The sequence below is a fragment of the Streptomyces sp. NBC_01232 genome (genome assembly GCF_035989885.1).
Lineage (GTDB): Bacteria > Actinomycetota > Actinomycetes > Streptomycetales > Streptomycetaceae > Streptomyces.
This window is the reverse complement of the sequence record NZ_CP108518.1, coordinates 2,777,801-2,803,379: the sequence shown is the minus strand read 5'-3', so window position 1 is coordinate 2,803,379 and position 25,579 is coordinate 2,777,801. Positions and strand designations below refer to the sequence as shown.

Sequence of the window (25,579 nt, the reverse complement as noted above, 5' to 3'; positions counted from 1 at the left end):
GGGAGTCCGGGGCCGGGTGGGGCGACTGTTGCCGGTGGGTGGGAGGGACGAAAATCCCGGAGGGCCGCGGACGGCCGGTGGTTATCATCCGCTGTGACCCCCGAGACCGCTCCGCCCCGCCCCCCGCAGCGAATATTCGCCGACCTCACCCCGCTGAGCGTGTCCCTGGACTACCGGCGGCTGTGGTTCGGCGGAACCATCTCCTGGGTCGGCCAGGCGATGACCACCCTCGCGATCTCGCTGCAGGTCTACGACATCACGGGGTCCAGCTTCTCGGTCGGGCTCGTGGGGCTCTTCTCGCTCGTCCCGCTCGTCGTCTTCGGTCTCTACGGCGGCGCGATCGCCGACACCGTGGACCGGCGCAAGCTCGGCCTCTACAGCTCGCTGGGCGCCGCCACGCTGTCGGTCGCGCTCGCCGCGGCGGCGCTGCTCGGCTTCCACCACGTCTGGTTCCTGTACGCCGTCGTCGCGCTCCAGGCGGTCTGCGGGGCGCTCACCGGACCGGCGCGCTCCGCCATGATCCCCAGGCTGCTGCCGACCGAACTGCTGCCCGCGGCCAACGCCCTGAACTCCGTGACCATGACCTTCGGGATGATGGCCGGCCCGGCCCTGGGCGGGGTCATCGTCACCTTCGGGGGCTACGAGACGGCCTACCTGATCGACGCCGTCACCTTCACCGCCGCGCTCTACGCGATGTGGCGGCTGCCGTCGATGAAGCCCGACCGGGCCGAGGGCGCGCGGGGCCGGGCCTCCGTCATCGACGGCCTGCGCTTCCTCGGTACCCGGCCGAACATCCGGATGACCTTCTTCTCCGACCTGGCCGCCATGGTGCTGGCGCAGCCCCGGGCGCTGTTCCCGGCCGTCGCCGGGCTCTGGTTCGGCGGCGGCGCCGGCACGGTAGGCCTGCTGGTCGCCGCCTCGGCCGCCGGGGCGCTGCTGGGCGGTCTGTTCTCCGGCTGGCAGGGCCGCATCCGCCGGCACGGACTGGCGATCCTGCTCGCCGTGGCCGGCTGGGGGCTGGCCGTCGCCGTGTTCGGGCTCACCCGGAACCTGTGGCTCGGCATGTTCTTCCTGGCGCTGGCCGGCTACGCGGACACCGCCTCGATGGTGTTCCGCACCACCATGCTCCAGGCCGCCACCCCCGACGACATGCGGGGCCGCCTCCAGGGCGTGTTCATCGTGGTCGTCGCGGGCGGGCCCCGGCTCGGGGACTTCCTCGCCGGGACCGCCGCCGAACTGACCTCCCCGACCACGGCCGTCACGGGCGGGGGACTGGCCTGCGTGCTGGTGCTGGGACTGCTCGCACTGCGCTGGCGGAACTTCGCCCGCTACGACGCGCGGTCCCCGCAGGCCTAGGCCGTCTCTTTCGGATCTTGTCGGCCGAGCCCGCGTTGTCCGGTGCCGTGCATCGCAAGGCGGAGGAGCTCCCGCGTACTGGACGTACTCGGGAGCCCCGACAACACAGCGAGGTGCGGTGCCGGGCAACGCGGGCCTGGGGGCACCTCCCAGCGGTAGCTGGGGGAGCAAGATCCGAAAGAGACGGCCTAGGCGTCCACCGGCTCGCGGGTGCGGTCCCCGCCCTCGGCGCCGGTGTTCGGGGTTCCGGCCGGTTCGAAGAGCAGGATCTGCGCCTCCTCCGCCGCCGCGGGGCAGTGCTCGACCCCGCGCGGGACGACGTACATCTCCCCGGGGCCCAGGACCACGTCCCCGTCGCGCAGCCGGATCGTCAGCGTGCCGCCGACCACCAGGAAGAGCTCGTCGGTGTCCTCGTGGGTGTGCCAGATGAACTCGCCCTGCAGCCGGGCGGCCTTGACCTCGTAGTCGTTGACGCGGGCGATGCGCCGCGGGGCCCACTGCTCGGTGAAACCGGCCAGCTTCTCGGCGATGTTGACCTTGTGTGTCGTCATGCGGACAGCCTGGCGGCACGCCCGCGGGCGGTCTTGTACGTTCCTGACATGGCCGCGATACGTCCGCGCAGCACCGTGTCCGCCTGGCAGCCGCCGGTGACCGGCATCGCCGAGGTCTTCCACGCCCGCTTCACCGAGCACGCGTACCCGGCCCATGTGCACGACACCTGGGCGCTGATGATCCTCGACGGCGGGCGGGTGGACTTCGCCCTCGACGGGGAACGGCACCGCGTCGGGGTGTCGGACCAGGTGATCCTGCTGCCGCCGGGGGTGGCCCACGACGGGCGGACCGTGAACGGGACGGGGTTCCGAAAGCGCGTGCTGTACCTGGAGACCTCGGTGCTGCCGGAGCGGCTGGCCGGAGCCGCCGTCGACGCCCCGCTGCCGGCCGGTCCGGCGCTGCGCGAGCGGATGCACGGGCTGCACCTGGCGCTCGCGGAGCGGGACCCCTTCGAGGCCCAGTCGCGGCTCGCCTTCGTGGCGGAGCGGCTGCACGGGTGGCTGGCGGGGCACGCTGCCGAGCTGCCGGGGCCCGGGCCGGGCGCGGCGCCGGGCGCGAAGGTCGCCGTACGGCTGCGCGAACTGCTCGACGCGCGGGTGGCCGAGGGGATCACCCTGGCGGAGGCCTCGGCCGAGCTCGGGCACCTGCACCCCACCCACCTGATCCGGAGCTTCGGCGCGGCGTACGGGCTGCCGCCGCACGCGTACCTGACCGCGCGGCGGGTGGCCCTCGCGCGGCGGTTGCTGCTGGCGGGGGTCCGGCCGGCCGAGGCGGCGGTGGCCGCGGGGTTCTACGACCAGGCGCACCTGACACGGCACTTCGGGCGGCACGTCGGGATCAGCCCGGCGCGGTTCGCCCGGTCCGGCCGGCTGTGAAGGGAAGCCGGCCGGTTCGTTGCCGTGCCGGGTGGACGTCCGGCTTCCGGCCCGCCGGGACCGGTCCCTAGGCGGTGTCCTCGCCGTGGCCGGGCCGGGCCGGGCCGACGATGCCGCGGGCCACGCCCAGGGCGACCAGGTCCTGGGGGCGGATGCGGAGCTGGTCCGCCGTGGCCGGGGCGGCCGACGGCGGGCGCTTGAGGATGGCCGCCGCCAGTTCCGGGGCGATCACCGAGAAGTAGCTGTCCGGGGTGACCCAGGTGTTCCCCGGCGCGGCCAGCGCGAGGGCGCCGCCCGAGCCGCCCTCGCCGATCAGCAGGGTGGTGACGGGGACCGTGGCCGCGGCCAGCGCCGCGAAGGCGTCCGCGATGGCCGCGCCGGCGCCCGCGTGCTCGGCGGCGGCGTCGTTGGCCGCGCCCGGGGTGTCCACCAGGGTGAGCACGGGGATGCCGAGCCTTTCGGCGAGGCGGACGACGCGGGCGGCCGTACGGTAGCCCGCCGGGCGGGTGGCCGTGCCGCACTGGGCGGCGTAGGCGACGGCGCGGCCCTCGCGCAGCCCGAATCCGCACAGCATGCCGGGGTCGGTGGCGCCCGCGCGGTCCCCGGAGAGGGGCAGGCGGAGCTCGAAGTACGCGTCCAGGTACGCGGCGGCGCGCGGCCGGTCGGGGTGACGGGCCTGCAGCACGGCGCCCCAGCCGGTCCGCGGAGGTTCTCCGCCCGCCGCGCGGCCCAGCGCCGCCGGCGGTTCGACCGGCCCGGCGGGCCGGGGCGCGGCCAGCACGCGGAGCCAGTCGGCGAGGGTGCCCGGGAGCCCGGCGGCGGGCACCACGGCGTCCACGTGGCCGGCGGCGTACTGGCCCTCGGCGGAGTAGGCCGCCGGGTCCGCGTCCGCCGGGCGCACCCGGGACCCGGCGAAGCCGACCTGGGCGCCGGGGAGCGCGAGGACGACATCGGCCCCGGCGCCGAGGGTGGCCCAGCCGCCGCCGGTGGTCGGATCGCGCAGTACGGCGAGCTGGGGGAGGCCCGCGGCCCGGGTCAGGACGCACTGGCGGGCCACGCGCTGGAGCTGTGTCAGCGCGAGCATGCCCTCCTGCATCCGGGAGCCGCCGGTGGCGATGAGCGAGACGAGGGGGAGGCGGTGTTCGCGGGCGTGTACGTACGCGGCTTCGAGCCGGTCCCCGGTGCGCTCGCCCAGCGAGCCGCCGAGGAAGCCGAACTCGAAGGAGATGACGGCGGCTTCGTGGCCGCCGATGCGGGCGGTACCGGTGACCACGGACTCCTGCTCGCCGGTGCGCGCGGCGGCGCGGGCGCGGGAGTCCGCGTAGCCGGTCCACTCCAGGGGGCCGTCGGGTCCATGGGGGCCGTCGGCGGGTGACTCCTCGCCGGGGGCGGGGAGTTCGGCGAAGCTGCCGGGGTCGGTCACGGAGGCGATGGCCGCGCGGGCCGAGAGGCGGGTCGTCACGGGGTCACAATAGAAGGTTCCTGTCGTTCGGGTCGGGCGGTCAGGGGGAGGGACAGGGGCAGGAGGGCCGCGGTGAAGAAGAGCGCGCCGAGCGGCAGCAGGTCGAGGCTGACGGCGGTGGTGGCCGTGCCCAGCAGCACCATGACGGGCCGCCAGGGGCTGACGCGGCGCTGGACGGCGAGATGGACCAGGAGCCACAGGAGGCCGACGTAGAAGAGGATCGGGCCGACGGTGTAGACGGCGGGCAGCACCCCGGGGTGGCTCTGGATCTCGTCGAAGAGCCGGGACATCTCCGGGCGGTCGGCGGCTCGGAAGCCGACGACGAGGTCGATGACGGCCTGGGCGGTGACGGCCAGCATGCCGGCCAGGCCCAGCAGGGTGGCTGCGGCGGCGCCGAGGCGGCCCGCCCCGCGGGCGGGCCCCGTCATCCGGTGCAGGGCCGGGAGGATCAGCGCGAACTGCAACACGCCCGCCAGCAGCGCGATGTGGCCCGCGGTCCAGGCGGCGCCGGGGCCGTGGTCGGGGTCGCTGAGCCGGATGAGGCCGTAGACCAGCATGCACAGGGGAGCGGTGACGAAGGCGGCCCGGGTGAGGGCCGCCCGGCGCGGACGCGGCGGTTGATTGGTCATGTACCGATCATTGGGGCCGGGCGTCCGCGCCGTATCCGGCATCACCCCGAGCCCACCCCGAGCCCACCCCGAGCTCACCCCGACCCGCCCCCGAGCAGTCCCCGACCGCTCCCGGACCACTCCCGCCCCGTCCCCGCCCCCGACCGCCCGCCGGAGCCGTCACCCGAGGCCCGGCAGGGGGAAGGCGATCTTGAGGGCGTAGGCGGCGACCAGTCCGTAGCCGAGGCGGAAGGTCCAGACGCGGGCGCCGTGCGGGATGCGGTGACCGGCGAGGGAGCCGAGCGCCACGAGCGCCTGCTGCCACAGGAGGGAGGCGGCGCCGACACCGAGGAGGAAGGCGGCTCCCGCCGGGCCGGCCCGCAGATCCGCGCCCTGGGCGGTGGTGAGGGCGGCGAAGTAGAGGGCGGTGGTGGGGTTGAGGGCGGTGAGGCCGACGTACCGGGCGAACGCCTTGGCCGGCCGTGCCGGGGCGGCGACGGAGGCCCGGCCCCCTCCGGCCGGGGCCGGGGGCGCCGCCGCCCCGGGGGCCGGCGGCGGGGCCGGGGAGGCCCGCGAGAGGCCGTGGGCCGCGATGACCAGCAGGATCACCGCCGAGGCCAGCCGGACCCAGGCCTCGACCGGCGAGACGTGGGAGGCCACCCAGGGCCCCAGGGCGGTGGCGAGGGCCGCGTAGCCGAGGTCGACCGCCGCGATTCCCGCGGCCGCGGCCACGGCCGTACGGCGGTTGCGCATCGCCTCCTGGAGCAGCAGCACGCTCATCGCACCCATGGGCATCGCCACGCCCAGCCCCGCGACCGTGCCCGCAAGCGCCGGTGTCATCAGTTCGCTCATGGGGGCGAGATTCGGCCCCGGCCCCGGCAGGACGAGCGCGAGTATCGGCCCCGGCTGCGAGAATCGCGGTATGGACCGCCTCGACAGGGAAATCCTCGGCATCCTGCAGCAGGATGCGCGGATCTCGTACCGGGACCTGGGTGTCCGTGTCGGCCTCAGCGCCAATGCCACCGCCGACCGGGTGCGGCGGATGCGCCGCGAGGGGGTGATCCGTGCCTTCACCACGATCGTCGATCCGGCCGCCGACACCGGCGCCGGGCTCGTCGTCTTCATCGACGTCACCCTGCGCCAGGACACCACCAACGAGGAGTTCGAGCGGCAGGTCGCCAGGCTCCCCGGGATCACCGAGGTCGTGCACGTGACCGGCCAGCACGACTACCTCGTCCGCGCCCGGGCCGCCGACCCCGCCGCCCTCGACGGGCTGCTCCGCCGGCTGAAGCGGGAGGCGGGGGTGGCCCAGTCCAACACCCGGATCGCCCTGCGCGCCGCCACCCGCCCGGGTCAGTGACCCGGGCGCACTACAGCACCGACTCCCACGTCACCGTCGTGCCCCGCGCTCCCGACTCCGTACGGCCGTCGTCCGCCACCGTCAGACGGACCCGGGACGGGTCCGCCTCCACCTGCACGTCGATGAAGGTGATCCCGCCGCGCCGGTGCGCCGCGGCCAGGGCGCCGCGCAGGGCCCCGAGCAGGTCGCCCGCCACCGGCTCCGGCAGCAGGGCGTCCACCGCACCCGAGAAGTGCACCGACGGCTGGAAGCCGAGCACGGCGGCCGCCCCGCCCGTCTCGCGCAGCACCCGGCCCCGGAAGGTCGTCGGGGCGTCGGTCGGCGGCTGCTGGAGGGCGAAGATGGCCGTCCGGACCTCCTGGATGGTGGAGTCCAGCTCGTCCACGGCCCGGCCCAGTTCGTCGCCCACCGTGTCCCCGGACGGGGCGTTCGCGGCCCGCCGCCGGGTGCTCTCGAGCATCATCTCCGTGGCGAAGAGCCGCTGGACCACCAGGTCGTGCAGGTCCCGCGCGATCCGGTCGCGGTCCTCGTACACCGCCAGCTGCTCGCGGTCGTGCTGGGCGTCCGCCAGTACGAGGGCCAGCGCGGCCTGGGAGGCGAACTGCGAGGCGAGCAGCCGGTCCACCGCGTCGTACGCGGGACCGCCGCGGGCGCGGGGCAGGGCCAGGGTGCCGATCAGCTGGCCGCCGCTCTGCAGCGGGAGCATCATGCTCGGCCCGAACCGCTCGCGCACGTGCGTGGTCATCCGGGGGTCCGTCGCCGAGTCCTCGATGAAGACGGGCTCGCCGCCGAGGAGTTGTACCAGCACCGGCGAACCGGGCGCGATCGCCGTCCCCACCAGGTCCCCGGGGTCCCCCTGCGTGGAGGCGGCCACGATCTCCATGCCGCCCTCGGGGGTCGGCTGGAGCACCACCCCGGCCGCGGCGTCCGCCAGCAGCCGGGCCCGTTCGGCCACGCACATCAGGGCGTCCGCGGCCGGGCGGCCGGCGAGCAGGGTCGTGGTCACGGCGGCGGCGCCGTCGATCCAGCGCTCCCGGCGGCGCGCGGTCTCGTAGAGCCGGGCGTTGCCGATCGCTATCCCCGCCTGCGAGGCCAGGACGCGCAGCAGGGAGAGGTCGTCGTCCGTGAAGGGGCCGCCGCCCCGCTTCTCGGTGAGGTAGAGGTTGCCGAAGACCTCCGTGTGCACCCGGATCGGGACACCCAGGAGGCTGTGCATGGGCGGGTGGCCCGGCGGGAAACCGGCCGCCCGCGGGTCCTGGGTGACGTCGTCCAGGAGCAGCGGGCGGGGGTCGCTGACGAGGGCTCCGAGCACGCCGGACCGTGCGTCCGGCAGGTGCGGGATCGCGGCCCGCTCCTCCTCGGTCAGCCCGGCCGTGAACAGCTGGGTCAGCAGGACGCGCTCGGGGTCGACGACCCCGAGCGCTCCGTACCGGGCCGCGCACAGCTCGGTCGCCGAGTCCACGACGTGCTGGAGGGTGGCGTGCAGCTCCAGCTCGGACCCGACGTTGAGGACTGCTTCCAGCAGTACCGGAAGGCTCGCCGCCTCCTCGCCGGGCCGGTCGGGCTTCGCGGGCTCCTGGGGCCTCATTCGGCCAGCGGGTTGAGGACCATGGGGGCGATCTTCCCTTCGAGCATCGCGCCGAGACCGAGTACGGCGCACACGTCCGGCCGTTCCGCGATGGCGACGGGCATTCCGGTGGCGTCCCGCAGCATCTGGTCCAGGCCCGGCAGCAGGGCGCTGCCGCCCACCATCATGATCCCCCGGTCCGTCAGATCGGCGACCAGGTCCGGCGGGCAGTCCCGCAGCACCTTGCCGATGCCGTCGAGGACGGCGGTCAGCGGCGTGTGGATGGCATCCCGTACCGCCGCGGTGTCCACGTGGACGGACCGGGCCAGGCCGGTGGCCACGTCGCGGCCGTGGATCAGGGTGGAGGCCGGTCCTCCAGCGGTGAGCCCGTTGCCGTGGAGGGCCAGCTGGAGCGGCCGGACGGCCTGGCTGGGCAGCATCAGCTCGTGCGCGTGGCGCAGGTGCTGGACCACCGCGTGGTCGATGGCCTCGCCGCCGACCGGGATCCGCTGGGCGGTGACGATCGATCCGAGGGAGAGGACGGCCACCTGGGTGGCGGCGGCCCCGCACACCATGATCATCGTCGCGGTCGGCTGCTCCACGGGGAGTCCGCAGCCGACGGCAGCCGCGATCAGGGTGTCGACCAGTTCGACACGCCGGGCGCCGAGCCCGACCAGGGTCTCCACGGTGGCCCGCTGGGCGAGCGGGTCCGCGTCGTGGGGCGTGCAGGCGGCGGCCCGCAGCCGGGGCTTGCGGCGCAGGGCGCGCCGCAGCTTCTCGCCGAGGAGGTGACGCAGCATCCGCTGGGCCATCTCGATGTCGACGACGGTGCCGCCGGAGACGGGGCGCACGACCCGGATGTAGTCGGGCGTGCGGCCGGTCATCCGCTCGGCGAAGGTGCCGACGGCGATGAGGGCACCGGTGCGGGTGTTGACCGCGGCGACGCTGGGCTCGTCGACCACGAGGCCGGCGCCCTTGACGTACACGCGGGTCCTTGCCGCCCCCAGGTCGACGGCGACGTGGCAGCGGCGCAACTGCTCAAGACTGACGGTCACGGCAGATCCTCCCGAGAGCGCTGACGCAAGAGGACCGACGGAAATGCCGGTCACTTCTCATATCATCGCGGGCAATTCGGTCTCATGGCCCGTTGAGATGCTCCGGCCGGGGGGTGCCTCGCGGCTGCATGGGGGTGGATTTCTGTACCGACAGGCAGCACCATGCCCGCACCGCACGCGCTACTCGCGCGTAACAAGGTAAAGGGGAGCCGATGCTGACGGCCCGACAGAGAATGCAGGCACTTCCGGCGCTCCTGACACTCCTGTCGCTCTGCCTCGCGCTGGCGGCCCCCGCCCGCGCCGCCGGTGCCGCCGATCGGGCCGTCCCCCGCAATCCGGTCGTCTTCGTACACGGCTACAACGCCGACCCGGGCGTCTGGGGAGCCCTGCGCGCGGACCTGCGGGCCACCGGGTACACCGACGCGGAGCTCTTCTCCTTCGGCTACGACACCCACCTGTCCGTCAACGAGGTCCTCGCCGGGCGGCTCGGCGCCTACGTCGACCAGGTCCGCCGGGAGACCGGCGCCGCCAGGGTCGATGTCGTCGCGCACTCCTTCGGCTCGCTGGTCAGCCGCTGGTACGTGAAGTTCGGCGGCGGCGCGGCCGCCGTGGACCACTGGGTCTCGCTGGCCGGACCCAACCGCGGCACCTCCACCGCCTGGGCCTGCGCCCTGTGGGACCAGGCCTGCCGGGACATGACCCCCGGGTCGTACGTGGTGAAGAAGCTGAACGCCGGCGACGGGACCCCGGGCGCCGTGAAGTACGCGACCTTCTGGTCCGACTGCGACGAGGTCGTCAACCCGGACGACAGCGTCCCGCTGGCCGGAGCCGCCAATACGCCGGTGGGCTGCCTGGGGCACAACGACCTGCTCGGCGACGACGGAACCTCGGCCGGAGTCCGCGCCTTCCTCGCCTCCTAGCGGGTGTCCGGCACCCGAGGGGTGTCTAGGTCGTCCCGTCGAGGGAGAACCGCTGGAGCAGGCCGTACGTGAACTCCGCGACGCAGGGACGCCCCCGCGCGGCGAAGGCCAGGCGCCAGCGGGTGGGCGCGGTGCCCTCCATCGGCCGGACCGGCGCGAAGGCCCGCGCCACCTCGTCCACCGTCGCCGACCAGGGCCGCAGATCCTCCGGTGACTCCAGTACGGGCCCCCGCGCGCCCGGGGCCCGCACCAGCCACTCGTTCCACACGGCCCCGTCCGGCGCGGCCAGCACCTCGAAGCGCAGGTCCGGCCAGAGCGGCAGCGGCCAGAGCAGGGCCTCGCACTCCAGATCGCCGATCGCGCGGTGCTCGGCGGACTCCGGCGGGCCGAGCACCGAGCGGTACCGGGCCAGGGCCCCGCGGGAGCGGGGCGATCGGACCATTGCCTGCCAGTGCTTGTTCGCCTCCCGCTGGTCGGCGAGCGAGGCGCCCAGCCGGCGGCGGGCCTGGTCGGCGAGGTCCGGCTGGAAGTCGGCCATCCGCCGCAGCAGCACCAACTGGAATGCGGCCGGCCCGAAAGATGTCATGGAAGCAACGATTCCACACAGGATCCTTACGTTCTCGGGATCTGGATGTTGCCGCGGAGCACGTAGCCTGCGGGCGCCATGAACTATTGCCACGCCTGCCGGAGGCACCTCAACGGCGCACTGGCGTGCGCCGGATGCGGAACTCCCGCCGAATACCTGATCCCCGCGGCCTCCGCAGCCGCGCCGCCCGCCGTGCCCGTCGCCGAGGTGCCGTCCCCGAGCCTGCCGACCGCACTGGCCGACGTGTACGCCGACTCGCTCGTCGTGCTGTCCGCCCCGAACGAGCGGCGCGCCGGTGGGCGCCGCCGGGTCACGCACCGGCGCCGCCGCCGGACGGTGCTGACCCTCTCCCTCGGCCTGCTGATCGCCGTCGGGGGCTCGATGGCGGTGGCCCGTATGGCCACTGACGGGGAGCGGAGCGACCGGGCCGCGCAGGTGCTGCTGACCGAGGACGGCCCGCAGCAGCCCGCCCCGCTGCCGGACACGCCGACCGCCGGTGCGCCGACGGGCTCCGGGAAGGCCACGGCGAAGGCCCCTGCCGCGGGGACGAAGACGGGCGGGGCCGCGGTGCCCTCCGGGGGCGTCGCGGAGCCGGGCGGGACGGAGTCCGCCCCCGCCCCCGGCACGTCGGGCCCGGCCTCCCGCACTCCCGGCCCGGGGAAGTCCGTACAGGGAAGCCCGTCGGGCAGGCCGTCGCAGAGCCCCACCGCGAGCACGCAGCCCTCGTCGCCGACGACGTCCCCGTCGCCGAGCCCGACACCGACCCCGACCAAGGACTGCTGGATCTTCTGCGGCTGGTTCTAGGCGGCGTCGCGCCGATCGGCCCCGAGCCAGCGGGTCCGGGCTTAGGACCTAGCCGTCCAGCATCCGCTTGAGCAGGTCCCGCAAGGCCGTGCGTTCCTCCGTGGACAGGCCCGCCAGCGGTTCGCGGGCGAAGTCCAGCGACTCGCGCAGCCGCTCCGCGGTCAGGGTGCCCTCCTCGGTGGGGGCGGCCAGCTTCACCCGGCGGTCGGCGGGGTCCGGGCGGCGTTCGACCAGCCCGCGGGTCTCCAGGCGGTCGACGATGCCGGTCACGTTCGAGGGCTCGCACCGCAGTTTCAGCGCGATGCGCCGCATCGGCATGGGCTCCAGCGCGAGCATGGTCAGCACCTTGGCCTGGGCGCCGGTGAGCTGGTGGCTGGCGGCCGCGTGCTCGTACTCCGTGTGATAGCGGGCCACGACGTCGCCGATGAGCTCGACGACTTCGATGGTCACTGGGTCTGCGCGACGACTGGGCATGGAACCAGCGTACCCATTTACTTGACAACATGAAATATCTAGGCGCATGGTTGTTTCACCTAGTGAAGCAATTTCGTTCTGACCAGGAGCGCCGCATGTCTCAGATCCCCGCCGTCAGCCGCGAGTGGCACCTCGTCCGTCGCCCGCAGGGCTGGCCCGTCGCCGAGGACTTCGCCCTGCGCGAGGTGCCCGTGTCCGCCGAGCCCGCGGCCGGCCGGATCCTCGTGCGCAACCTGTACATGTCCGTGGACCCGTACATGCGCGGCCGGATGAACGACGTGAAGTCCTACATCCCGCCCTTCCAGCTGGACGAGCCGATGCAGGGCGGCGCGGTCGGCGAGATCGTCGCCTCCGCCGCCGAGGGCTTCAACGTCGGCGACCACGTCCTGCACCCCTTCGGCTGGCGCGAGTACGCGGACCTCGACGCCGCGCACGCCGTCAAGGTCGACGCCTCGCTCGCCCCGCTCTCCGCCTACCTCGGCGTCCTCGGCATGCCGGGCCTGACCGCCTACGCCGGACTCTTCGAGGTGGCCTCGTTCAAGGAGGGCGACTCCGTCTTCGTCTCCGGCGCCGCCGGCGCCGTCGGCAGCCTCGTCGGCCAGTTCGCCAAGATCAAGGGCGCGTCCCGGGTGATCGGCTCGGCCGGCTCGGACGAGAAGGTGACGCTGCTCACGGAGAAGTACGGCTTCGACGCCGCCTTCAACTACAAGAACGGTCCCGTCGCCGAGCAGCTGCCGGCCGCCGCCCCCGAGGGCATCGACGTCTACTTCGACAACGTCGGCGGTGACCACCTGGAGGCCGCCATCTCCTCGATGAAGGTGAACGGCCGCGCCACCCTGTGCGGCGCGATCGCCGGCTACAACGACACCGAGGCCGCCCCCGGTCCGCGCAACCTGATGCAGGTCATCGGCAAGCGCCTGCGCCTGCAGGGCATCCTCGTCAACGACCACAACGGACTGCAGCAGCAGTTCGTCCAGGACGTCGCCGGATGGCTGCGATCCGGTGAGCTGCGCTACGACGAGACCGTCGTCGAGGGCGTCGAGAACGCCACCTCCGCCTTCCTCGGCATGCTCCGCGGCGAGAACACCGGAAAGATGATCGTTTCTTTCACCGGTTAGGCTCACTGCACACCGTCGTGATCGTGGGCGCGACTCACGGCGATTACCAGGAGGATTTTCCTTTATGTCCATCCAGCAGTCCGACGTCGCCTACACCGCTGTCGCCACCGCCGAGAACGGCCGCGACGGTCGCGTCGCCACCAACGACGGTCAGCTCGACGTCGTCGTGAACCCGCCGAAGGAGCTCGGTGGCAGCGGCGCCGGTACCAACCCGGAGCAGCTGTTCGCCGCCGGCTACAGCGCCTGCTTCCAGGGCGCCCTGGGCGTCGTCGCGAAGAACGTGAACGCCGACATCTCCGGCTCCACGGTCACCGCCGAGGTCGGCATCGGCAAGAACGACGACGGCTTCGGCCTGATCGTCAAGATCTCCGCCGTGATCCCGAACGTGGACGCCGCGACCGCCAAGGACCTCATCGAGAAGGCCCACGAGGTCTGCCCGTACTCCAAGGCGACCCGCGGAAACATCACCGTCGAGCTCGCCGTCTGATCCTGCGCTCGCACAGCGGAGGCCGCACCCCGACCGGGGTGCGGCCTTCGCCGTAAACTGACCCCATGCGTGATCTTGCGGGGGGTTTCCGGTATCTGCTGGCCGGACAGCGATGGGTGTTCGGCCACGGCCGGTGGCTGGGCTTCGGCCTGCTGCCCGGGCTCGTCGCGTTCGTCCTCTACGCCGGCGCCCTGGTCGGGCTCGGCTACGGGGCCGACGACCTGACCGCCTGGGCCACCCCCTTCGCCGACGACTGGTCCTCGCCGTGGCTCCCGGTCTTCCGCGGTTTCCTGACCGCCCTGCTCTTCAGCCTCGGGCTCTTCCTCGCGGTGATCACCTTCACCGCCGTGACCCTGCTGATCGGCCAGCCGTTCTACGAGTCCCTCTCGGAGCAGGTCGACCGCAGCGAGGGCGGCGAGGTCCCCGAGTCCGGGCTCCCGCTCTGGCGGGAGCTGTGGGTCTCGGCCCGGGACAGCGTGAAGGTGCTCGGGCGGGTGCTGCTGTACGGCATCGCGCTCTTCGCCCTCGGTTTTCTCCCCGTGATCGGGCAGACCGTGATCCCGGTGCTCGGCTTCTGCGTCTCCGGGTACTTCCTGACCCAGGAGCTCACCGCCGTGGCGCTCCAGCGGCGCAAGGTGGAGCTGGCGGACCGGCTGGAGCTGATGCGGTCGCGGCGGATGCTGGTGCTGGGCTTCGGGGTGCCGCTGGTGCTGGCGTTCCTGGTGCCGCTGGTCGCGGTGTTCCTGATGCCCGGCGCGGTGGCCGGCGCCACGCTGATGGCGCGCGACCTCATGCGGACCGACGAGGCCCCGGCCGCCGAAACCACCCCCGCGGGTTTCGGACCGCCGCCGCCCGCCTACTCGTAGCGGCCGCTCCCCGGGAGCCGCCGACCGCCTACTCGTGACGGCCGCTCCCCGGGACCTCCTACCGCTTCAGCAGCAGGACGGCCCCGGTCGTGTCCTCCCCGCCGTGCGCGGCCGGGTCCGCGGCCAGCCGCCGGCGCAGCAGGTCCACGTACGGGGCGACCAGCTCGGTGCTGACGCCCTGCTCATCGGCGGTGCGCAGCATCGTGCCGCTGCCCACGACCTGCATGGCCAGGTTGGACACCACCCCGGAGGTGAAGTCCCCCGAGGTCAGCCGCTCGGCGGCGTTGCCGACGAAGAAGTTCATCGCGCCGAGCCACTCGGACAGCAGGGGAGCCAGGTCCTTCGGGGCGATGTCCTCGTCCGCGATCAGTGCGTAGGCGTGCGAGATGCCGGCGAACATCCCCCACATCGCGCTGAGCAGCGCCACGTCGTGCAGGGCCGCGTGCCCGGGGTTCCCGCCGACGAAGCGGGCCCCGGCCGGGACCTCCAGGACCGCCCGGCAGGTCTCGAAGAGCGCGTGCGAGCCGCTGTAGAAGACGTACCCGCCGGCCTCGGGGACGCCGATCATCGTCGGCGTGGCCATGATCCCGCCGTCCAGGTACCGGGCGCCGCGCTCCTCGGCCCAAGCGGCCCGGGCGCGTGCCTCCGCGGGCGTGCCGGTGGTGAGGTTGACGAGGTCCTTGCCGGCCAGGTCGATGCCGTCCAGGGCGGAGCCGACGCTGGCGTCGTCCAGCAGGCACAGGACGACCAGATCGTTCGCGGCGACGGCCGCCGCCGCGCTCGGGGCGACGCTCGCCCCTTCGGAGGCCGGTGCCGCGGCCTTGGCGGGGGTGCGGTTCCAGACGGTCAGGGAGTGCCCGGCGGCGAGCCAGGTGCGGGCGAGGGCGGTACCCATGTCGCCGAGGCCGAGGAGGGTCAGGGAGGTCTGAGCTGCGGTGCCGGTATGGGTTCCGGTAATGGTGTCGGTCATGGCGCTTAGCCTGGTGGCGGGCGGGAGAGCGCTCAAGTACGCACTTTGGAGTGGGTGGTTACCCCAAGGTGAGCGTCCAGGTGGGGGAGGGTGTGCGATGACGGTGACACGAAGGCCGGGTGCGGACCACTGCGGGATCGCCGCGGCGATGTCCGTGATCGACGGCAAGTGGAAGGTGTCGCTCCTGTGGGAGCTGGACCAGCGCCCGCGCCGGTTCGGCGAACTGCGCCGGCTCGTCCCCGGCGTCTCCGAGAAAGTGCTCGCCGCCCAGCTGCGCGAGCTGGAGACCGACGGCATCGTGCACCGCGAGGTGTACGACGAGGTCCCGCCGCGCGTGGAGTACTCCCTGACCCCCCTGGGCCAGGACCTGAACGCGGCCCTGGCGCCGCTGGGCGCGTGGGGCAGCAAGCACCTGCTGCCCGACTCGGTGTGAGGCCGGGGCCCGGCGGGATCCGCAGGGGAGCGACTACGCGCGCGGTTCCACCCACAGCGCCTCGGCGACGGCGCACAGCTCGCCGTCGGCCGTGCCCAGCGCCGTGCCCACGGTGTACTTGCGGCCCGAGCTCGACAGCATCCAGGCGTACGAGACGAGCCCCTCGCCCACCGGCACCGGCCGCAGCAGCCGGGCGCTCAGCGCGGCGGTGACCGCACCGGCCCGGCGGCCGTCGAGCAGCCGCCCGGCCGCGTTCCCGGGGCAGTCCAGCGCGCCCCACACCAGCTCGGGCGGCAGCAGCCCGTCCGCGCCGCCCAGCCCGGGCGCGGGGGTCCAGGCGGCGGCGACCAGTTCGCGGCCCGGCACCGTACCGCAGTGCAGGCGCAGCCCGGTGGCGGGCGTCCGGTCCAGGCCGCAGCCGAAGCAGTCGGCCTGGCCGTCCGGCGGGTCCGCCCGGAAGGCCTCGGCCGCGGCCACCGCCCGGTCCCAGGAAGGGGCTTCGGGAGATCCGGCGCGGGGCGGTTCGGCCGGGGTGGCCAGGGCCAGCAGCAGCTCGCCGTCCGTCAGTTCGCAGCCGCCGTCCGCGGTCGCGGCGAGCCGGACCGGCGCCCCGGTCGGCACGGGCCGCCGGAAGTCCACCCGTACGCCCTTCGCCGTGGCCCGGGCGGCCAGCACGCCCGCCACGTAGCCGCCGAAGGCCACCCCCGGATATCCGTGGAGGCGTTCCGGAACCGTGATCGTCTCGAAGTCGCTCATGGCGCCCACCTCATCACACCGGGGTGCTCCCGGCCGAGGCCGTCACCACCGTGGCCGTCACCACCGACGGCGTACGGTCGTCCGCCTCGGCCAGCAGGGCGCCGCCCGGGCCCCACACGGCCGCGCGGCCGCAGCCGGTCCAGGGGCCGGCCGGGCCGACGTGGTTGGCGAGGACCACGTACAGGCCGTGCTCGCGCGCGATCCCGGGGTACACGGTGGCGCGCTCGTGGATCCCGTCGCCCGTCCCGTACAGGGAACTCGCCAGGTGGACGCGGCAGCCGTCGGCGGCGCCCCGGCCGGGCAGTCCGGGGAAGTGGTTGTCGAAGCAGACGCCCAGGCAGAAGCGGATCCCGCCGAGCTCGAACCGTCCGTCGCCCTCGCCGGCCGCGAAGACCTCCTGCTCCTGCCGGTACAGGTGCTGCTTCGCGTACGTCGTCACGTGCGCGCCGTCCGCGTCGTGGACCAGCGTCGCGACGGCGGGCCGCGGGCCGCCGGTGGGCAGGGCGACGTTCACCGCGGTGGCGATCCCGGCGGAGCGCAGCGGATCCAGCCGCGGGTCGTCCGCGGCCGTCCACAGGGAGGGGTCGGCGGCCAGCGCGCCGAGCTCGTACCCGGTGAGCGCGAGCTCGGGGAACACCACCAGCTCGGCGCCCTGGTCGCGGGCCGAGGCGGCGAGGGCGGCGGCCCGGTCGACGTTGGCGCGGACGTCGGCGGGGATGCAGGTCAGCTGGGCTGCGGCGATCTTCACGCGGTCAGGATGCCAGCTCGCCGGCGACCTTCCTCAGCAGGGCCAGGAAGACCAGGGCGGCGGGGGAGGGGGCGATCCCGCGCGGGGTGGCGGCGTAGATCCGGCGGCGCGGGGTGTCGTCCGGGTGCAGGGGGACCAGCGCGAGGTCGGCCCGTGCCGAGGAGGCGGCGAGCGCCGGGACCAGGGTGACGCCGAGCCCGGCCGCGACGAAGCCCTGCTTGGCGGTCCAGTCGGCGGCGACGAAACCGGTGCGCGGGCGGAAACCGCCGGCCAGCGCGGAGTGCATGAGGGTCTCCTCGGGCCGGGTGTCGGCCGCGATCCACTCCTCGTCGGCCAGTTCGGCCAGCCGTACGCCGGCGCGCCCGGCGAGGCGGTGGCCGAGCGGCAGGGCCACGTACATCCGCTCGTCGAGCAGGTGGTGCGGGGTGCAGCCGCCGGGCGGCTCCGCGGAGGTGTCCGCGACGACGGCGAGGTCGAGGTCCCCGGCGGCGAGGAGGGCCAGGTGCTTGGCGGAGGGGCCCTCGGTGCGGGTGACGGCCACGCCGGGGTGGCGGGCCAGGAAGGCGGCCAGCGTGCGGGGCAGCAGGGCGGCGTCGGCGGTGGAGAAGGCGCCGATCCGCAGGCGCCCGGCGCCGAGGCTGCGCAGCGCGTCGAGTTCGGCGCGGGCGGTGCGCAGCCGCTCGCCGACGGCCTCGGCGTGCGGGAGCAGGATCCGCCCGGCCTCGGTCAGGCGGACCCCGCGGGGGAGGCGGTCGAAGAGCGCGGTGCCCCACTCGTCCTCGAGGGTCTGGATCTGCCGGGAGACCGCGGACTGGGTGTAGCCGAGGGAGCGGGCCGCGGCGGTGAAGGAGGCCAGGCGCGCCACGGACAGGAAGACCTCGTACAGGCTGTGCGAAGAGGGCATGGCAGGCATGCTAGGCAGTTGCTCGTCACATGCACGGGCCCCGCCCGGCGTCGTGGGCATGTGCGCAGCACTGAGGACCGTGCTCCTCAGCCTCGGCCTCGGCCGGACGGGATCTCCGACGGCCCGTCACCTGCCGTCCCGGGGCGCGGGCTGACGGTCCGGAACCGGACGGCGACTTCCCGGTGGCCCTGGCCGCGAGGGACGTGGCCCCGGCCGCCGGCCACGCCCCCTGCCGGTCCTGGAGGCGGTGCGCGCCGCGCCCACCGCCCGCCCGGAGCGCGCGGACCGGACCTCTGCGCACTCCGGCCGGACGGTGGTCGCGGCGTGGCCGTCCGACCGTCAGGCGGGGACGGCCAGGGACTCGATCACGACGTGGTGGTCGGAGAAGGCCGAGTCGGCCACCGCGCACCAGCGCCGGGTCTCACTGGCGAACAGGTAGTCGATCTTCCCGCCGGAGGAGTGCGTCGCCCGGCCGGTCCGCGAGGCGCCCTGCTGATCGCACTCCTGGTAGCCCTCGGTGCCGGGCCCGGTGGAGTAGAGGCCGACGGGCCACACGTGGGCGGCCTTGTTCTTCGGGTCGTCCGGGGACAGGCTGTTGAAGTCCCCGCCGAAGACCGTCCGGGGGAAGGTGTTCACGATGGCCTTGAGCTGCGCGAGCTGGTCGTCGCGGTAGTCCCAGGTCGGGTGGTCCGGGTTGCTGCCCAGGGGCGAGAGGTGGACGTTGCAGAGCCGGACGCCCCAGTACACCGCCGTCGCGCACTGGAAGGGCCGCTGCTGGCCGACGTACGGCTGCGGCAGCGGGTACTCCTGCGCGTCCGCCATCTGGCCCTTGACCACGATCGCGGTGCCGATGCGGTCGGCCCGCCCGTCGTCCTCACCGCAGCGGCTGTTCCACTTCCCGGAGGCTCCCTGCGACCACTGGTACGCGGCGAAGTTCTTGTTCCAGCCCGGCCCCAACTGGGCCATCAGCGCCGTGAGGTCGTCCTCGCACACCTCCTGGAGGAGCGCGACGTGCACGTAGTTGTTCTGGACGTGGTACCTGACCACGTCGATCTTCTGCTGCGGCGTGCCGGTGTCCGCACAGTGCCAACTGGAACGCTGCGAACCGCACATGTTCCATGACATGACCTGGAGGTTCTTCGTCTCGGCGGCCGCGGCCGCCGGCGTCCCCAGGCCTGCCGCGAGCAGGAGCGCGCTCAGCACTCCGGCGCTCCGCCTCATCCATCCGGACATTCGCATGAACTACCCAACCTTCGATCGAACCCGTTCGATGATCAAGGTATCCGGAGGGTCGGCGCGGGTCAGACCTGGGTCCCGGGGCCCCGCAGCAGGGTCAGGAAGGCGCGGAACGCGGCCGGCATGTCCACGGACTCGGGGGCCAGCAGCCACTGGTACTGGAGGCCGTCCATGACGGCCGTCAGCAGGGGCGCGGCCTGCTCCGGGGTGAGGCCCGAGGGGAGCCGGTCGCCGAACTCGACGCGCAGCACCGCAGCCATCTCCGAACGGACCTGGGCGTAGCGCTCGGTGAAGAACTCCCGGGCCGGATGCCCGTCGGTGACGCTCTCGCCCAGCAGCGCCGAGAAGGTCTGCACGATGCCCGGACGCATCGCGTTGTACTCCACCAGCGAGGCCAGCAGGTCCAGGCGCCAGGTGTCGGCCGCGGAGCGCGAGCCGCCGCCCGTGTCCCAGCGGTCGCGTTCCTCCAGCACCGCGACCAGCAGGGCCTCCTTGGTCGGGAAGTAGTGCAGCAGCCCCTGCTGGGTCAGGCCCACGCGTTCGGCGACCGTGGCCAGGGAGGCGCCGCGGTAGCCGCGCTCCGCGATCACTTCGACGGCCGCGCGGACGATCTCCCCGCGGCGCTCCTCGCTCCTCGCCCTGACCATCTCCCCGGCACCCCTTCCCGCTCGCACCCGCCCGCTCGCACCCTGCCCACAGGACCGTACGGCATCCAAATATCACGAACACATTACGAACCCTACCGTTCAACAGGTAACAGGTCCACGATGGGGGCACCGCACCGCACCGCACCGCACCGCACTCAACGAGGAGGCACGGCCGTGACCGATGCCGATCAGGTCCGCGACCAGACACGAAACGACGCCGTCGAGGCGGCACTGGGCAAACTGGATCTCGACACCAAGGCCGGACTCCTGGCCGGGCAGGACATGTGGGCCCTGCCCGCCGTCCCCGCCATCGGGCTGCAGTCCCTGGTCTTCTCCGACGGGCCCATCGGGGTCCGCGGCGTGCGCTGGACCGCCGACGACCCGTCCATCGCCCTGCCGTCCCCGACCGCGCTCGCCGCGGCCTGGGACCCGGAGCTCGCCCGCCGCGCCGGCCGGCTCCTCGCCCAGGAGGCCCGCCGCAAGGGCGTCCACGTCCTCCTCGCGCCCACCGTCAACCTGCACCGCTCCCCGCTCGGCGGCCGGCACTTCGAGTGCTACTCCGAGGACCCCTACCTCACCGGCGCCATCGGCGCCGGCTACGTGAACGGCGTCCAGGACGGCGGGGTCGGCACCACCGTCAAGCACTTCGTCGGCAACGACGCCGAGACCGACCGGTTCACCGTCGACAGCGTCATCGCCCCGCGCCCGCTGCGCGAGCTCTACCTCGCGCCCTTCGAGGCGATCGTCGCCCATGCCCACCCCTGGGGCATCATGACCGCCTACAACCAGGTCAACGGCACCACCATGACGGAGCACCAGTACCTCGTGAACGAGGTCCTGCGCGCCGAATGGGGCTTCGACGGCTGCAACGTCTCCGACTGGATGGCCGCCCGCTCCACCGCCGGCGACATCCTCGGCGGCATGGACGTGGCGATGCCCGGCCCCACCACCGTCTACGGACCCGCCCTCGCCGAGGCCGTCCGCGCCGGCGAGGTCCCCGAGTCCGCCGTGGACGAGGCCGCGCGCAACGTCCTGCGCCTCGCCGCCCGCGTCGGCGTCCTGGAGGGCGCCCCCGCCGCCGTGGAGAACCTCCCGGCCCCGATCGACGGCCAGGCGCTGGCCCGTGAGCTCGCCGCCCGCGGCTTCGTCCTGGTCAGGAACGAGGGTGCACTGCCGCTCGACACCACCGCGGGCCGCACCGTCGCCCTCGCCGGCGCCGCGGCCCGCGACGCCCGCGTCCTCGGCGGGGGCAGCGCCACCGTCTTCCCCGAGCGGATCGTCTCCCCGCTCGACGGCCTCACCGCCGCCCTCCCCGAGGGCGCCCTCGCCTACTCCGTCGGCGCCGACCCCTCCGACGAACTCACCCCCGCAGGTCAGGGCTTCGAGCTCCACGCCGTCTGCCGCGACGCCTCCGGGGCCGTCATCGGCGAGGGCGGCCTGCCGTCCGGCCAGGTCCAGTGGATCGGCGACGACCTGCCCGCGGGGGTCACGTACGAGACCATGGCGAGCATCGAGGTCCGGGGGACGTTCGTGCCGCGGGAGAGCGGGGAGCACGCCTTCGGCACCCGCGGACTCGGTGCCTTCGCCCTCGCCGTCGGCGGCGAGAGCCTGTGGAGCGGCGTCCAGGAGATGGGCAACGAGGCCGACCCGTTCGAGGCGTTCTTCGGCGCCCCCAACGAGCGCGCCCGCCTCACTCTCACCGAGGGCGAGCCCGTGGAGGTCTCACTGACCTTCCAGGTCCCCGACATGACCTCGCTGCCGCTCAGGGCGATCATGTTCTCGCTGCTCCACCTCGGCCCGCGGCGCGACGCCGACGAGCTGATCGCCGAGGCCGTCGCCGCCGCCCGGGACGCCGACACGGCCGTCGTGGTCGTCGCCACCACCGAGCGCGTGGAGTCCGAGGGCTTCGACCGGCAGGACCTCTGCCTGCCGGGCCGCCAGGACGACCTGGTGCGCGCCGTCGCCGCCGTGAACCCGAACACGGTGGTCGTCGTCAACGCGGGCTCCCCGGTGGAGCTCCCGTGGCGCGAGGACGTGGCCGCCGTGCTGCTGACCTGGTTCCCCGGGCAGGAGGGCGGGGCCGCGCTGGCCGACGTACTCCTCGGCGACGCGGAGCCGGGCGGGCGGCTGCCCACCACCTGGCCCGCGCGGTTCGCGGACGCGCCCGTCACCGAGGTCGTCCCCACCGACGGGCGCCTGGAGTACGGCGAGGGGATCCACATCGGCTACCGCGCGTACGAGAAGCACGGCGTGAGCCCCGCCTACCCCTTCGGGCACGGACTGGGCTACACCGACTGGACCTACGACTCGCTGGAGGTCACCCCCGACACGGTCCGGGTCCGCCTCACCAACACCGGCACCCGGCCCGGCCGCGAGGTCGTCCAGGTCTACCTGGCCCCCGAGCGGGACGGCGTGGAGCGCCCGGCCAGCTGGCTGGCCGCCTTCGCGGGCGTCGTGGCGGGCCCCGGAGAGAGCGTCGAGACCGAGATCTCGCTGCCCGCCCGGGCCTTCGAGATCTGGGACGAGGAGGTCCGCGGCTGGCGGCGGATCGGCGGCACCTACGAGGTCCGCGCGAGCCACTCGCACGGCGACACCCGGCTGACCGCGACGCTCGACCTCGCCTGACACACCGTATGGCCGGAAATCACCCCTGAAACCGTCCGGGGGCGGGCCCTGACACCCGCCTCCGGACCTCTCCGCCGCCCGAGCGTCAACGTGGCGGTTCGGCCGCCGTCACCTGGCGGTGCGCCAGTTCCGCGAGCCGCGCCTGGCCGTCCTTGCCCGGATGGAACCAGTCCCAGCGGCTCAACTGTTCCGCCGCGAAGGGGTACTGGAACACCGCGCCGCCGTCGTAGCGGCACAGCGGATCCTTTGCGCAGACCTCGCGCAGCACCTCGTTGTACTCCACCACGCGCGCCCGCACCTGCTCGCGCCGCGCCGTGGCCCCCGTGGCCAGCGACAGCGGATCGGCCAGCATCGACTGGCAGATGCCCAGCTTCCAGACCTGCCGCACGACCGGGAGGTCCTTGCCCTGCTCCCACAGCCGCTGGAGGTCCGGCACGCTGGAGACGTACACCTGGGAGGCCGGGGACGCGGCCCTCAGTTCCGCGAGCGCCTTCTCGAATCCGGCCCGGAAGTCGGCCACCGGGGTCATCGACGAAGCCGTCGGCCGGCAGGCGTCGTTCGAGCCCACCATCACCGTGACCAGGTCGGGCTTGTGCGCGGCGGCCCCGGCCAGCTGGGCCGGCAGGTCCTCCATCCGCGAGCCGGTCACCGCGTAGTTCCAGCTGCGGGCGGGCACCTCCGCCTCCCCGAGCAGCCGGGCCGCGAGGGAGCGGACCGCGGGGTCGTTGCCGGTGGCCCAGGAGACCTCGGGGCAGTCCGCCAGCACGGAACAGGCGTCGAAACCACGTGTGATGGAGTCGCCCACGGCCGCGATCGATCCGGGTGCCGTGTTCCAGCGCGGTGCCGCCTGCGCCCCCCGCTCGCCCTGCTCGCCCGACCCGCCCGAGCTGCACCCGGTGGCCGCCCCGGCCAGGACTACGACCGCAGCGCCCGCCCCTGCGAGAGCCCGGCGCGCGCGGGGGCGCGGAGCGGTGGTGCGCATGGGAAGGGGTCCTCCTTGTCTACCCCGCATCGTTCGGGGGGTCCTGCTGAGTGAAAGCTCTGTGTTTACCGGTCTTGGAGCGACCGTACGTCACACCATGACCCCTGGCGCACGGTAGCTTTTCCCCGTGGCGTTTCGGCCGCCGGTCCCGTAGCGCAATGTCAAATAATTTCCGTTACATTACATCACGTCACATACTGTCCGTTTTCTGGAGTTTATTCCCGACCTCGTCCCACACTGGAGGTCCCGGTGACGACACGTGGAGTTCTGTACGTGCATTCCGCACCGCGCGCGCTCTGCCCGCACGTGGAATGGGCTGTTGCGGGCGTGCTCGGGGTGCGGGTGAACCTCGACTGGATCAGACAGCCCGCCTCCCCGGGCACCTGGAGAGCCGAGTTCTCCTGGCAGGCCGAAGCGGGAACCGCCTCGAAGCTCGCCTCCGCGCTGCGCGGCTGGCACCTGCTGCGCTTCGAGGTGACCGCGGAGCCGTGCCCGACCGCCGAGGGCGAGCGCTACAGCTCCACCCCGGAGCTCGGGATCTTCCACGCCGTCACCGGAATGCACGGCGACATCCTCATCCCGGAGGACCGGCTGCGCGCGGCGCTGGCCCGGTCCGCGCGCGGTGAGACCGACCTGGAGGCGGAGATCGCCAAACTGCTCGGCAAGCCGTGGGACGACGAGCTGGAGCCCTTCCGCTACGCGGGCGAGGGCGCCCCGGTCCGCTGGCTCCACCAGGTGGTCTGAGCCCGGCCCGAGCCGCGGCGGCGGATACGCGAAAGGGCCCACCCGGATTCACCGGGTGGGCCCTTTCGCGCAACTGCTGCGGGGGTACTAGACCGTGCGGAAAGCCAGGGTCACGTTGTGGCCGCCGAAGCCGAAGGAGTTGTTGATCGCGGAGATCGGACCGTCGGCCGGCAGCTTGCGCGGCTCGCCCACGATGATGTCCGCGTCGATGTCCTCGTCGAGCTCGTCGACGTTGATCGTCGGCGGGGCCAGCCGGTTGTACAGCGCCAGCACGGTCGCGACGGTCTCGATACCGCCCGCACCGCCCAGCAGGTGACCGGTCATCGACTTGGTCGCGGAGATCGCGATGTGGTCGAGGTCGTCGCCCAGCACCTTGCGCAGGGCCTTCAGCTCGGCCGTGTCACCCTGCGGGGTCGACGTGGCGTGCGCGTTCAGGTGGACCAGCTCGGCCGGGTCGAGACCCGTGTTGTCGAGCAGGTTCTGCACCGCGGCCGCGACACCGCGGCCGGTGGGCTCAGGCTGCGCGATGTGGTGGCTGTCCGCGGACAGACCCTGGCCCAGCACCTCGCAGTAGACCCGGGCGCCGCGCGCGGCGGCGTGCTCTGCGGACTCCAGGATGACGACGCCCGCGCCCTCGCCGAGTACGAAGCCGTCACGGCCCTTGTCGTACGGGCGGGAGGCCTGCTCGGGGTTCTCGTTGTTCTTGGACATCGCCATCATGTTGGCGAACGCGGCGATCGGCAGCGGGTGGATCGCAGCCTCGGTACCGCCCGCGACGACCACGTCGGCACGGCCGGTACGGATCATCTCGACGGCGTAACCGATGGCCTCGGCGCCGGAGGCGCAGGCGCTGACCGGAGTGTGCACGCCCGCCTGGGCGTTGACCTCCAGGCCGACGTTGGCCGACGGGCCGTTCGGCATGAGCATGGGGACGGTGTGCGGGGAGACCCGGCGCACGCCCTTGTCCTTCAGGACGTCGTACTGGTCGAGCAGGGTGGTGACACCGCCGATGCCGGAGGCGATCACGGTGCCCAGACGCTCGGGAGCGACGAAGGCGCCCTCTTCCGTCTCTTCGCCGGCCGGGGTGGTGTAACCGGCGTCGGCCCACGCCTCGCGGGCGGCGATGACGGCGAACTGGGCAGAGCGGTCCAGCTTGCGGGCCAGCGGCCGGGGCAGGACTTCACTCGGGTCGACGGCGGCCCGAGCGGCGATGCGTACCGGGAGTTCGGCGAAGCGCTCGCCCTCCAGGGGCTTGACGCCGGAACGGCCGGCAAGCAGACCTTCCCAGGTCGAAGCGCTGTCGCCACCCAGCGGAGTGGTTGCGCCGATACCGGTGACGACCACGGTGCGATTGGTCGGGCTCACAGGAATTCTTTCTCCACGTCTCAGGGGGTGCTGAATTGTCACGGCGCCACCGCCAGGTGGCGACAAACGCTCGTCAGGC

The 25,579-nt window shown here is 73.6% G+C and carries 27 protein-coding genes; 11 read left to right on the top strand and 16 right to left on the bottom strand.

Annotation, left to right across the window (positions count from 1 at the left end):
• The first annotated feature begins 93 nt into the window (after positions 1 to 93).
• Positions 94 to 1,356 (top strand): MFS transporter, encoded by a 1,263-nt coding sequence (locus OG444_RS13160; protein ID WP_327262352.1) that lies wholly within the window; start codon positions 94 to 96, stop codon positions 1,354 to 1,356.
• Positions 1,357 to 1,544: 188 nt separating this feature from the next.
• Here the strand turns inward: OG444_RS13160 and OG444_RS13155 are convergent, their stop codons facing one another.
• Positions 1,545 to 1,907: a cupin domain-containing protein gene (locus tag OG444_RS13155; protein WP_327262351.1), complete on the bottom strand. Its 363-nt coding sequence runs from the start codon at positions 1,905 to 1,907 to the stop codon at positions 1,545 to 1,547.
• A 48-nt stretch (positions 1,908 to 1,955) separates the two neighbouring features.
• On the opposite strand from OG444_RS13155, the gene OG444_RS13150 reads away from it, so the two are divergent.
• On the top strand, positions 1,956 to 2,783 hold the full coding sequence (locus OG444_RS13150; protein ID WP_327262350.1) for a helix-turn-helix domain-containing protein: 828 nt from the start codon (positions 1,956 to 1,958) through the stop codon (positions 2,781 to 2,783).
• A gap of 67 nt (positions 2,784 to 2,850) precedes the next feature.
• Here OG444_RS13150 and OG444_RS13145 read toward each other — a convergent pair whose 3' ends face one another.
• The 3 genes from OG444_RS13145 to OG444_RS13135 form a co-directional block, all read right to left on the bottom strand.
• Positions 2,851 to 4,245, bottom strand: a complete 1,395-nt coding sequence (locus OG444_RS13145; protein WP_327262349.1) for a carboxyl transferase domain-containing protein — start codon at positions 4,243 to 4,245, stop codon at positions 2,851 to 2,853.
• Positions 4,242 to 4,874, bottom strand: a complete 633-nt coding sequence (locus OG444_RS13140) for a hypothetical protein (protein WP_327262348.1) — start codon at positions 4,872 to 4,874, stop codon at positions 4,242 to 4,244. Before OG444_RS13140 ends, OG444_RS13145 begins: the two co-directional genes overlap by 4 nt.
• A 159-nt stretch (positions 4,875 to 5,033) precedes the next feature.
• Entirely contained in the window at positions 5,034 to 5,705 is a 672-nt protein-coding gene (locus tag OG444_RS13135; RefSeq protein WP_327262347.1) for a LysE family transporter, read from the bottom strand.
• A 70-nt stretch (positions 5,706 to 5,775) separates the two neighbouring features.
• Between OG444_RS13135 and OG444_RS13130 the strand changes: the two genes are divergently transcribed.
• A complete protein-coding gene (locus tag OG444_RS13130; protein WP_327262346.1) occupies positions 5,776 to 6,213 on the top strand; it encodes an Lrp/AsnC family transcriptional regulator in 438 nt (145 codons plus the stop codon).
• A gap of 10 nt (positions 6,214 to 6,223) precedes the next feature.
• On the opposite strand, the gene OG444_RS13125 is transcribed toward OG444_RS13130, so the two are convergent.
• Positions 6,224 to 7,801: a sensor histidine kinase gene (locus OG444_RS13125; RefSeq protein WP_327262345.1), complete on the bottom strand. Its 1,578-nt coding sequence runs from the start codon at positions 7,799 to 7,801 to the stop codon at positions 6,224 to 6,226.
• On the bottom strand, positions 7,798 to 8,835 hold the full coding sequence (locus OG444_RS13120) for a rod shape-determining protein (protein WP_327262344.1): 1,038 nt from the start codon (positions 8,833 to 8,835) through the stop codon (positions 7,798 to 7,800). The genes OG444_RS13125 and OG444_RS13120 overlap by 4 nt, the downstream gene beginning before the upstream one ends.
• A gap of 212 nt (positions 8,836 to 9,047) precedes the next feature.
• Between OG444_RS13120 and OG444_RS13115 the strand changes: the two genes are divergently transcribed.
• Positions 9,048 to 9,755 carry an esterase/lipase family protein gene (locus tag OG444_RS13115; RefSeq protein WP_327262343.1) on the top strand — a complete coding sequence of 236 codons (708 nt, stop codon included), beginning with the start codon at positions 9,048 to 9,050 and terminating at the stop codon, positions 9,753 to 9,755.
• Positions 9,756 to 9,780: 25 nt separating this feature from the next.
• On the opposite strand, the gene OG444_RS13110 is transcribed toward OG444_RS13115, so the two are convergent.
• Positions 9,781 to 10,341: a hypothetical protein gene (locus OG444_RS13110; protein WP_327262342.1), complete on the bottom strand. Its 561-nt coding sequence runs from the start codon at positions 10,339 to 10,341 to the stop codon at positions 9,781 to 9,783.
• 78 nt (positions 10,342 to 10,419) lie between these two features.
• Here OG444_RS13110 and OG444_RS13105 point away from each other — a divergent pair, with 78 nt between their 5' ends.
• Entirely contained in the window at positions 10,420 to 11,145 is a 726-nt protein-coding gene (locus OG444_RS13105) for an SCO2400 family protein (protein ID WP_327262341.1), read from the top strand.
• A 48-nt stretch (positions 11,146 to 11,193) separates the two neighbouring features.
• Here OG444_RS13105 and OG444_RS13100 read toward each other — a convergent pair whose 3' ends face one another.
• Positions 11,194 to 11,619: a MarR family winged helix-turn-helix transcriptional regulator gene (locus tag OG444_RS13100; RefSeq protein WP_327262340.1), complete on the bottom strand. Its 426-nt coding sequence runs from the start codon at positions 11,617 to 11,619 to the stop codon at positions 11,194 to 11,196.
• 95 nt (positions 11,620 to 11,714) lie between these two features.
• Between OG444_RS13100 and OG444_RS13095 the strand changes: the two genes are divergently transcribed.
• From OG444_RS13095 to OG444_RS13085, 3 genes are all read left to right on the top strand, one after another.
• Positions 11,715 to 12,737 carry an NADP-dependent oxidoreductase gene (locus OG444_RS13095; RefSeq protein WP_327262339.1) on the top strand — a complete coding sequence of 341 codons (1,023 nt, stop codon included), beginning with the start codon at positions 11,715 to 11,717 and terminating at the stop codon, positions 12,735 to 12,737.
• Between the two features lie 64 nt (positions 12,738 to 12,801).
• Positions 12,802 to 13,224: an organic hydroperoxide resistance protein gene (locus OG444_RS13090; RefSeq protein WP_202201684.1), complete on the top strand. Its 423-nt coding sequence runs from the start codon at positions 12,802 to 12,804 to the stop codon at positions 13,222 to 13,224.
• A gap of 65 nt (positions 13,225 to 13,289) precedes the next feature.
• Positions 13,290 to 14,090 (top strand): EI24 domain-containing protein, encoded by an 801-nt coding sequence (locus tag OG444_RS13085; protein ID WP_327262338.1) that lies wholly within the window; start codon positions 13,290 to 13,292, stop codon positions 14,088 to 14,090.
• 58 nt (positions 14,091 to 14,148) lie between these two features.
• On the opposite strand, the gene OG444_RS13080 is transcribed toward OG444_RS13085, so the two are convergent.
• Positions 14,149 to 15,060, bottom strand: coding sequence for an NAD(P)-dependent oxidoreductase (locus OG444_RS13080; protein WP_327262337.1), 912 nt, complete (start codon positions 15,058 to 15,060; stop codon positions 14,149 to 14,151).
• A gap of 97 nt (positions 15,061 to 15,157) precedes the next feature.
• Here OG444_RS13080 and OG444_RS13075 point away from each other — a divergent pair, with 97 nt between their 5' ends.
• Positions 15,158 to 15,493: a winged helix-turn-helix transcriptional regulator gene (locus OG444_RS13075; RefSeq protein ID WP_327262336.1), complete on the top strand. Its 336-nt coding sequence runs from the start codon at positions 15,158 to 15,160 to the stop codon at positions 15,491 to 15,493.
• Between the two features lie 33 nt (positions 15,494 to 15,526).
• Here OG444_RS13075 and OG444_RS13070 read toward each other — a convergent pair whose 3' ends face one another.
• From OG444_RS13070 to OG444_RS13050, 5 genes are all read right to left on the bottom strand, one after another.
• Positions 15,527 to 16,249, bottom strand: a complete 723-nt coding sequence (locus tag OG444_RS13070) for a PaaI family thioesterase (RefSeq protein WP_327262335.1) — start codon at positions 16,247 to 16,249, stop codon at positions 15,527 to 15,529.
• Between the two features lie 13 nt (positions 16,250 to 16,262).
• Positions 16,263 to 16,997, bottom strand: coding sequence for a carbon-nitrogen hydrolase family protein (locus OG444_RS13065; protein ID WP_327262334.1), 735 nt, complete (start codon positions 16,995 to 16,997; stop codon positions 16,263 to 16,265).
• Positions 16,998 to 17,001: 4 nt separating this feature from the next.
• Positions 17,002 to 17,901, bottom strand: a complete 900-nt coding sequence (locus OG444_RS13060) for a LysR family transcriptional regulator (protein ID WP_327262333.1) — start codon at positions 17,899 to 17,901, stop codon at positions 17,002 to 17,004.
• Positions 17,902 to 18,240: 339 nt separating this feature from the next.
• The gene (locus OG444_RS13055; protein WP_327262332.1) at positions 18,241 to 19,104 is read right to left on the bottom strand and encodes an endonuclease/exonuclease/phosphatase family protein; all 864 of its coding nucleotides are present in this window, start codon (positions 19,102 to 19,104) and stop codon (positions 18,241 to 18,243) included.
• Between the two features lie 98 nt (positions 19,105 to 19,202).
• Positions 19,203 to 19,784: a TetR/AcrR family transcriptional regulator gene (locus tag OG444_RS13050; protein ID WP_327262331.1), complete on the bottom strand. Its 582-nt coding sequence runs from the start codon at positions 19,782 to 19,784 to the stop codon at positions 19,203 to 19,205.
• A gap of 120 nt (positions 19,785 to 19,904) precedes the next feature.
• On the opposite strand from OG444_RS13050, the gene OG444_RS13045 reads away from it, so the two are divergent.
• Positions 19,905 to 22,409: a beta-glucosidase gene (locus OG444_RS13045; protein ID WP_442810511.1), complete on the top strand. Its 2,505-nt coding sequence runs from the start codon at positions 19,905 to 19,907 to the stop codon at positions 22,407 to 22,409.
• 85 nt (positions 22,410 to 22,494) lie between these two features.
• Here the strand turns inward: OG444_RS13045 and OG444_RS13040 are convergent, their stop codons facing one another.
• Complete coding sequence (locus tag OG444_RS13040; RefSeq protein WP_327262329.1) at positions 22,495 to 23,391, bottom strand: SGNH/GDSL hydrolase family protein; 897 nt, start codon at positions 23,389 to 23,391, stop codon at positions 22,495 to 22,497.
• Positions 23,392 to 23,640: 249 nt separating this feature from the next.
• Between OG444_RS13040 and OG444_RS13035 the strand changes: the two genes are divergently transcribed.
• Positions 23,641 to 24,135, top strand: a complete 495-nt coding sequence (locus OG444_RS13035) for a DUF3145 domain-containing protein (RefSeq protein ID WP_030160508.1) — start codon at positions 23,641 to 23,643, stop codon at positions 24,133 to 24,135.
• A gap of 87 nt (positions 24,136 to 24,222) precedes the next feature.
• Here the strand turns inward: OG444_RS13035 and OG444_RS13030 are convergent, their stop codons facing one another.
• On the bottom strand, positions 24,223 to 25,500 hold the full coding sequence (locus OG444_RS13030) for a beta-ketoacyl-[acyl-carrier-protein] synthase family protein (RefSeq protein WP_327262328.1): 1,278 nt from the start codon (positions 25,498 to 25,500) through the stop codon (positions 24,223 to 24,225).
• Positions 25,501 to 25,579 lie beyond the last annotated feature (79 nt).

What these genes read in the sequence shown, in the direction of transcription:
- OG444_RS13140 (WP_327262348.1), bottom strand. Translation starts at nt 4,874, where the DNA reads ATGACCAATCAACCGCCGCGTCCGCGCCGGGCGGCCCTCACCCGGGCC.
- OG444_RS13070 (WP_327262335.1), bottom strand. Translation starts at nt 16,249, where the DNA reads ATGAGCGACTTCGAGACGATCACGGTTCCGGAACGCCTCCACGGATAT.
- OG444_RS13155 (WP_327262351.1), bottom strand. Translation starts at nt 1,907, where the DNA reads ATGACGACACACAAGGTCAACATCGCCGAGAAGCTGGCCGGTTTCACC.
- OG444_RS13080 (WP_327262337.1), bottom strand. Translation starts at nt 15,060, where the DNA reads ATGACCGACACCATTACCGGAACCCATACCGGCACCGCAGCTCAGACC.
- OG444_RS13090 (WP_202201684.1), top strand. Translation starts at nt 12,802, where the DNA reads ATGTCCATCCAGCAGTCCGACGTCGCCTACACCGCTGTCGCCACCGCC.
- OG444_RS13095 (WP_327262339.1), top strand. Translation starts at nt 11,715, where the DNA reads ATGTCTCAGATCCCCGCCGTCAGCCGCGAGTGGCACCTCGTCCGTCGC.
- OG444_RS13100 (WP_327262340.1), bottom strand. Translation starts at nt 11,619, where the DNA reads ATGCCCAGTCGTCGCGCAGACCCAGTGACCATCGAAGTCGTCGAGCTC.
- OG444_RS13040 (WP_327262329.1), bottom strand. Translation starts at nt 23,391, where the DNA reads ATGCGCACCACCGCTCCGCGCCCCCGCGCGCGCCGGGCTCTCGCAGGG.
- OG444_RS13110 (WP_327262342.1), bottom strand. Translation starts at nt 10,341, where the DNA reads ATGACATCTTTCGGGCCGGCCGCATTCCAGTTGGTGCTGCTGCGGCGG.
- OG444_RS13150 (WP_327262350.1), top strand. Translation starts at nt 1,956, where the DNA reads ATGGCCGCGATACGTCCGCGCAGCACCGTGTCCGCCTGGCAGCCGCCG.
- OG444_RS13115 (WP_327262343.1), top strand. Translation starts at nt 9,048, where the DNA reads ATGCTGACGGCCCGACAGAGAATGCAGGCACTTCCGGCGCTCCTGACA.
- OG444_RS13105 (WP_327262341.1), top strand. Translation starts at nt 10,420, where the DNA reads ATGAACTATTGCCACGCCTGCCGGAGGCACCTCAACGGCGCACTGGCG.
- OG444_RS13045 (WP_442810511.1), top strand. Translation starts at nt 19,905, where the DNA reads ATGGGGGCACCGCACCGCACCGCACCGCACCGCACTCAACGAGGAGGC.
- OG444_RS13075 (WP_327262336.1), top strand. Translation starts at nt 15,158, where the DNA reads ATGACGGTGACACGAAGGCCGGGTGCGGACCACTGCGGGATCGCCGCG.
- OG444_RS13050 (WP_327262331.1), bottom strand. Translation starts at nt 19,784, where the DNA reads ATGGTCAGGGCGAGGAGCGAGGAGCGCCGCGGGGAGATCGTCCGCGCG.
- OG444_RS13125 (WP_327262345.1), bottom strand. Translation starts at nt 7,801, where the DNA reads ATGAGGCCCCAGGAGCCCGCGAAGCCCGACCGGCCCGGCGAGGAGGCG.
- OG444_RS13130 (WP_327262346.1), top strand. Translation starts at nt 5,776, where the DNA reads ATGGACCGCCTCGACAGGGAAATCCTCGGCATCCTGCAGCAGGATGCG.
- OG444_RS13060 (WP_327262333.1), bottom strand. Translation starts at nt 17,901, where the DNA reads ATGCCCTCTTCGCACAGCCTGTACGAGGTCTTCCTGTCCGTGGCGCGC.
- OG444_RS13085 (WP_327262338.1), top strand. Translation starts at nt 13,290, where the DNA reads ATGCGTGATCTTGCGGGGGGTTTCCGGTATCTGCTGGCCGGACAGCGA.
- OG444_RS13135 (WP_327262347.1), bottom strand. Translation starts at nt 5,705, where the DNA reads ATGAGCGAACTGATGACACCGGCGCTTGCGGGCACGGTCGCGGGGCTG.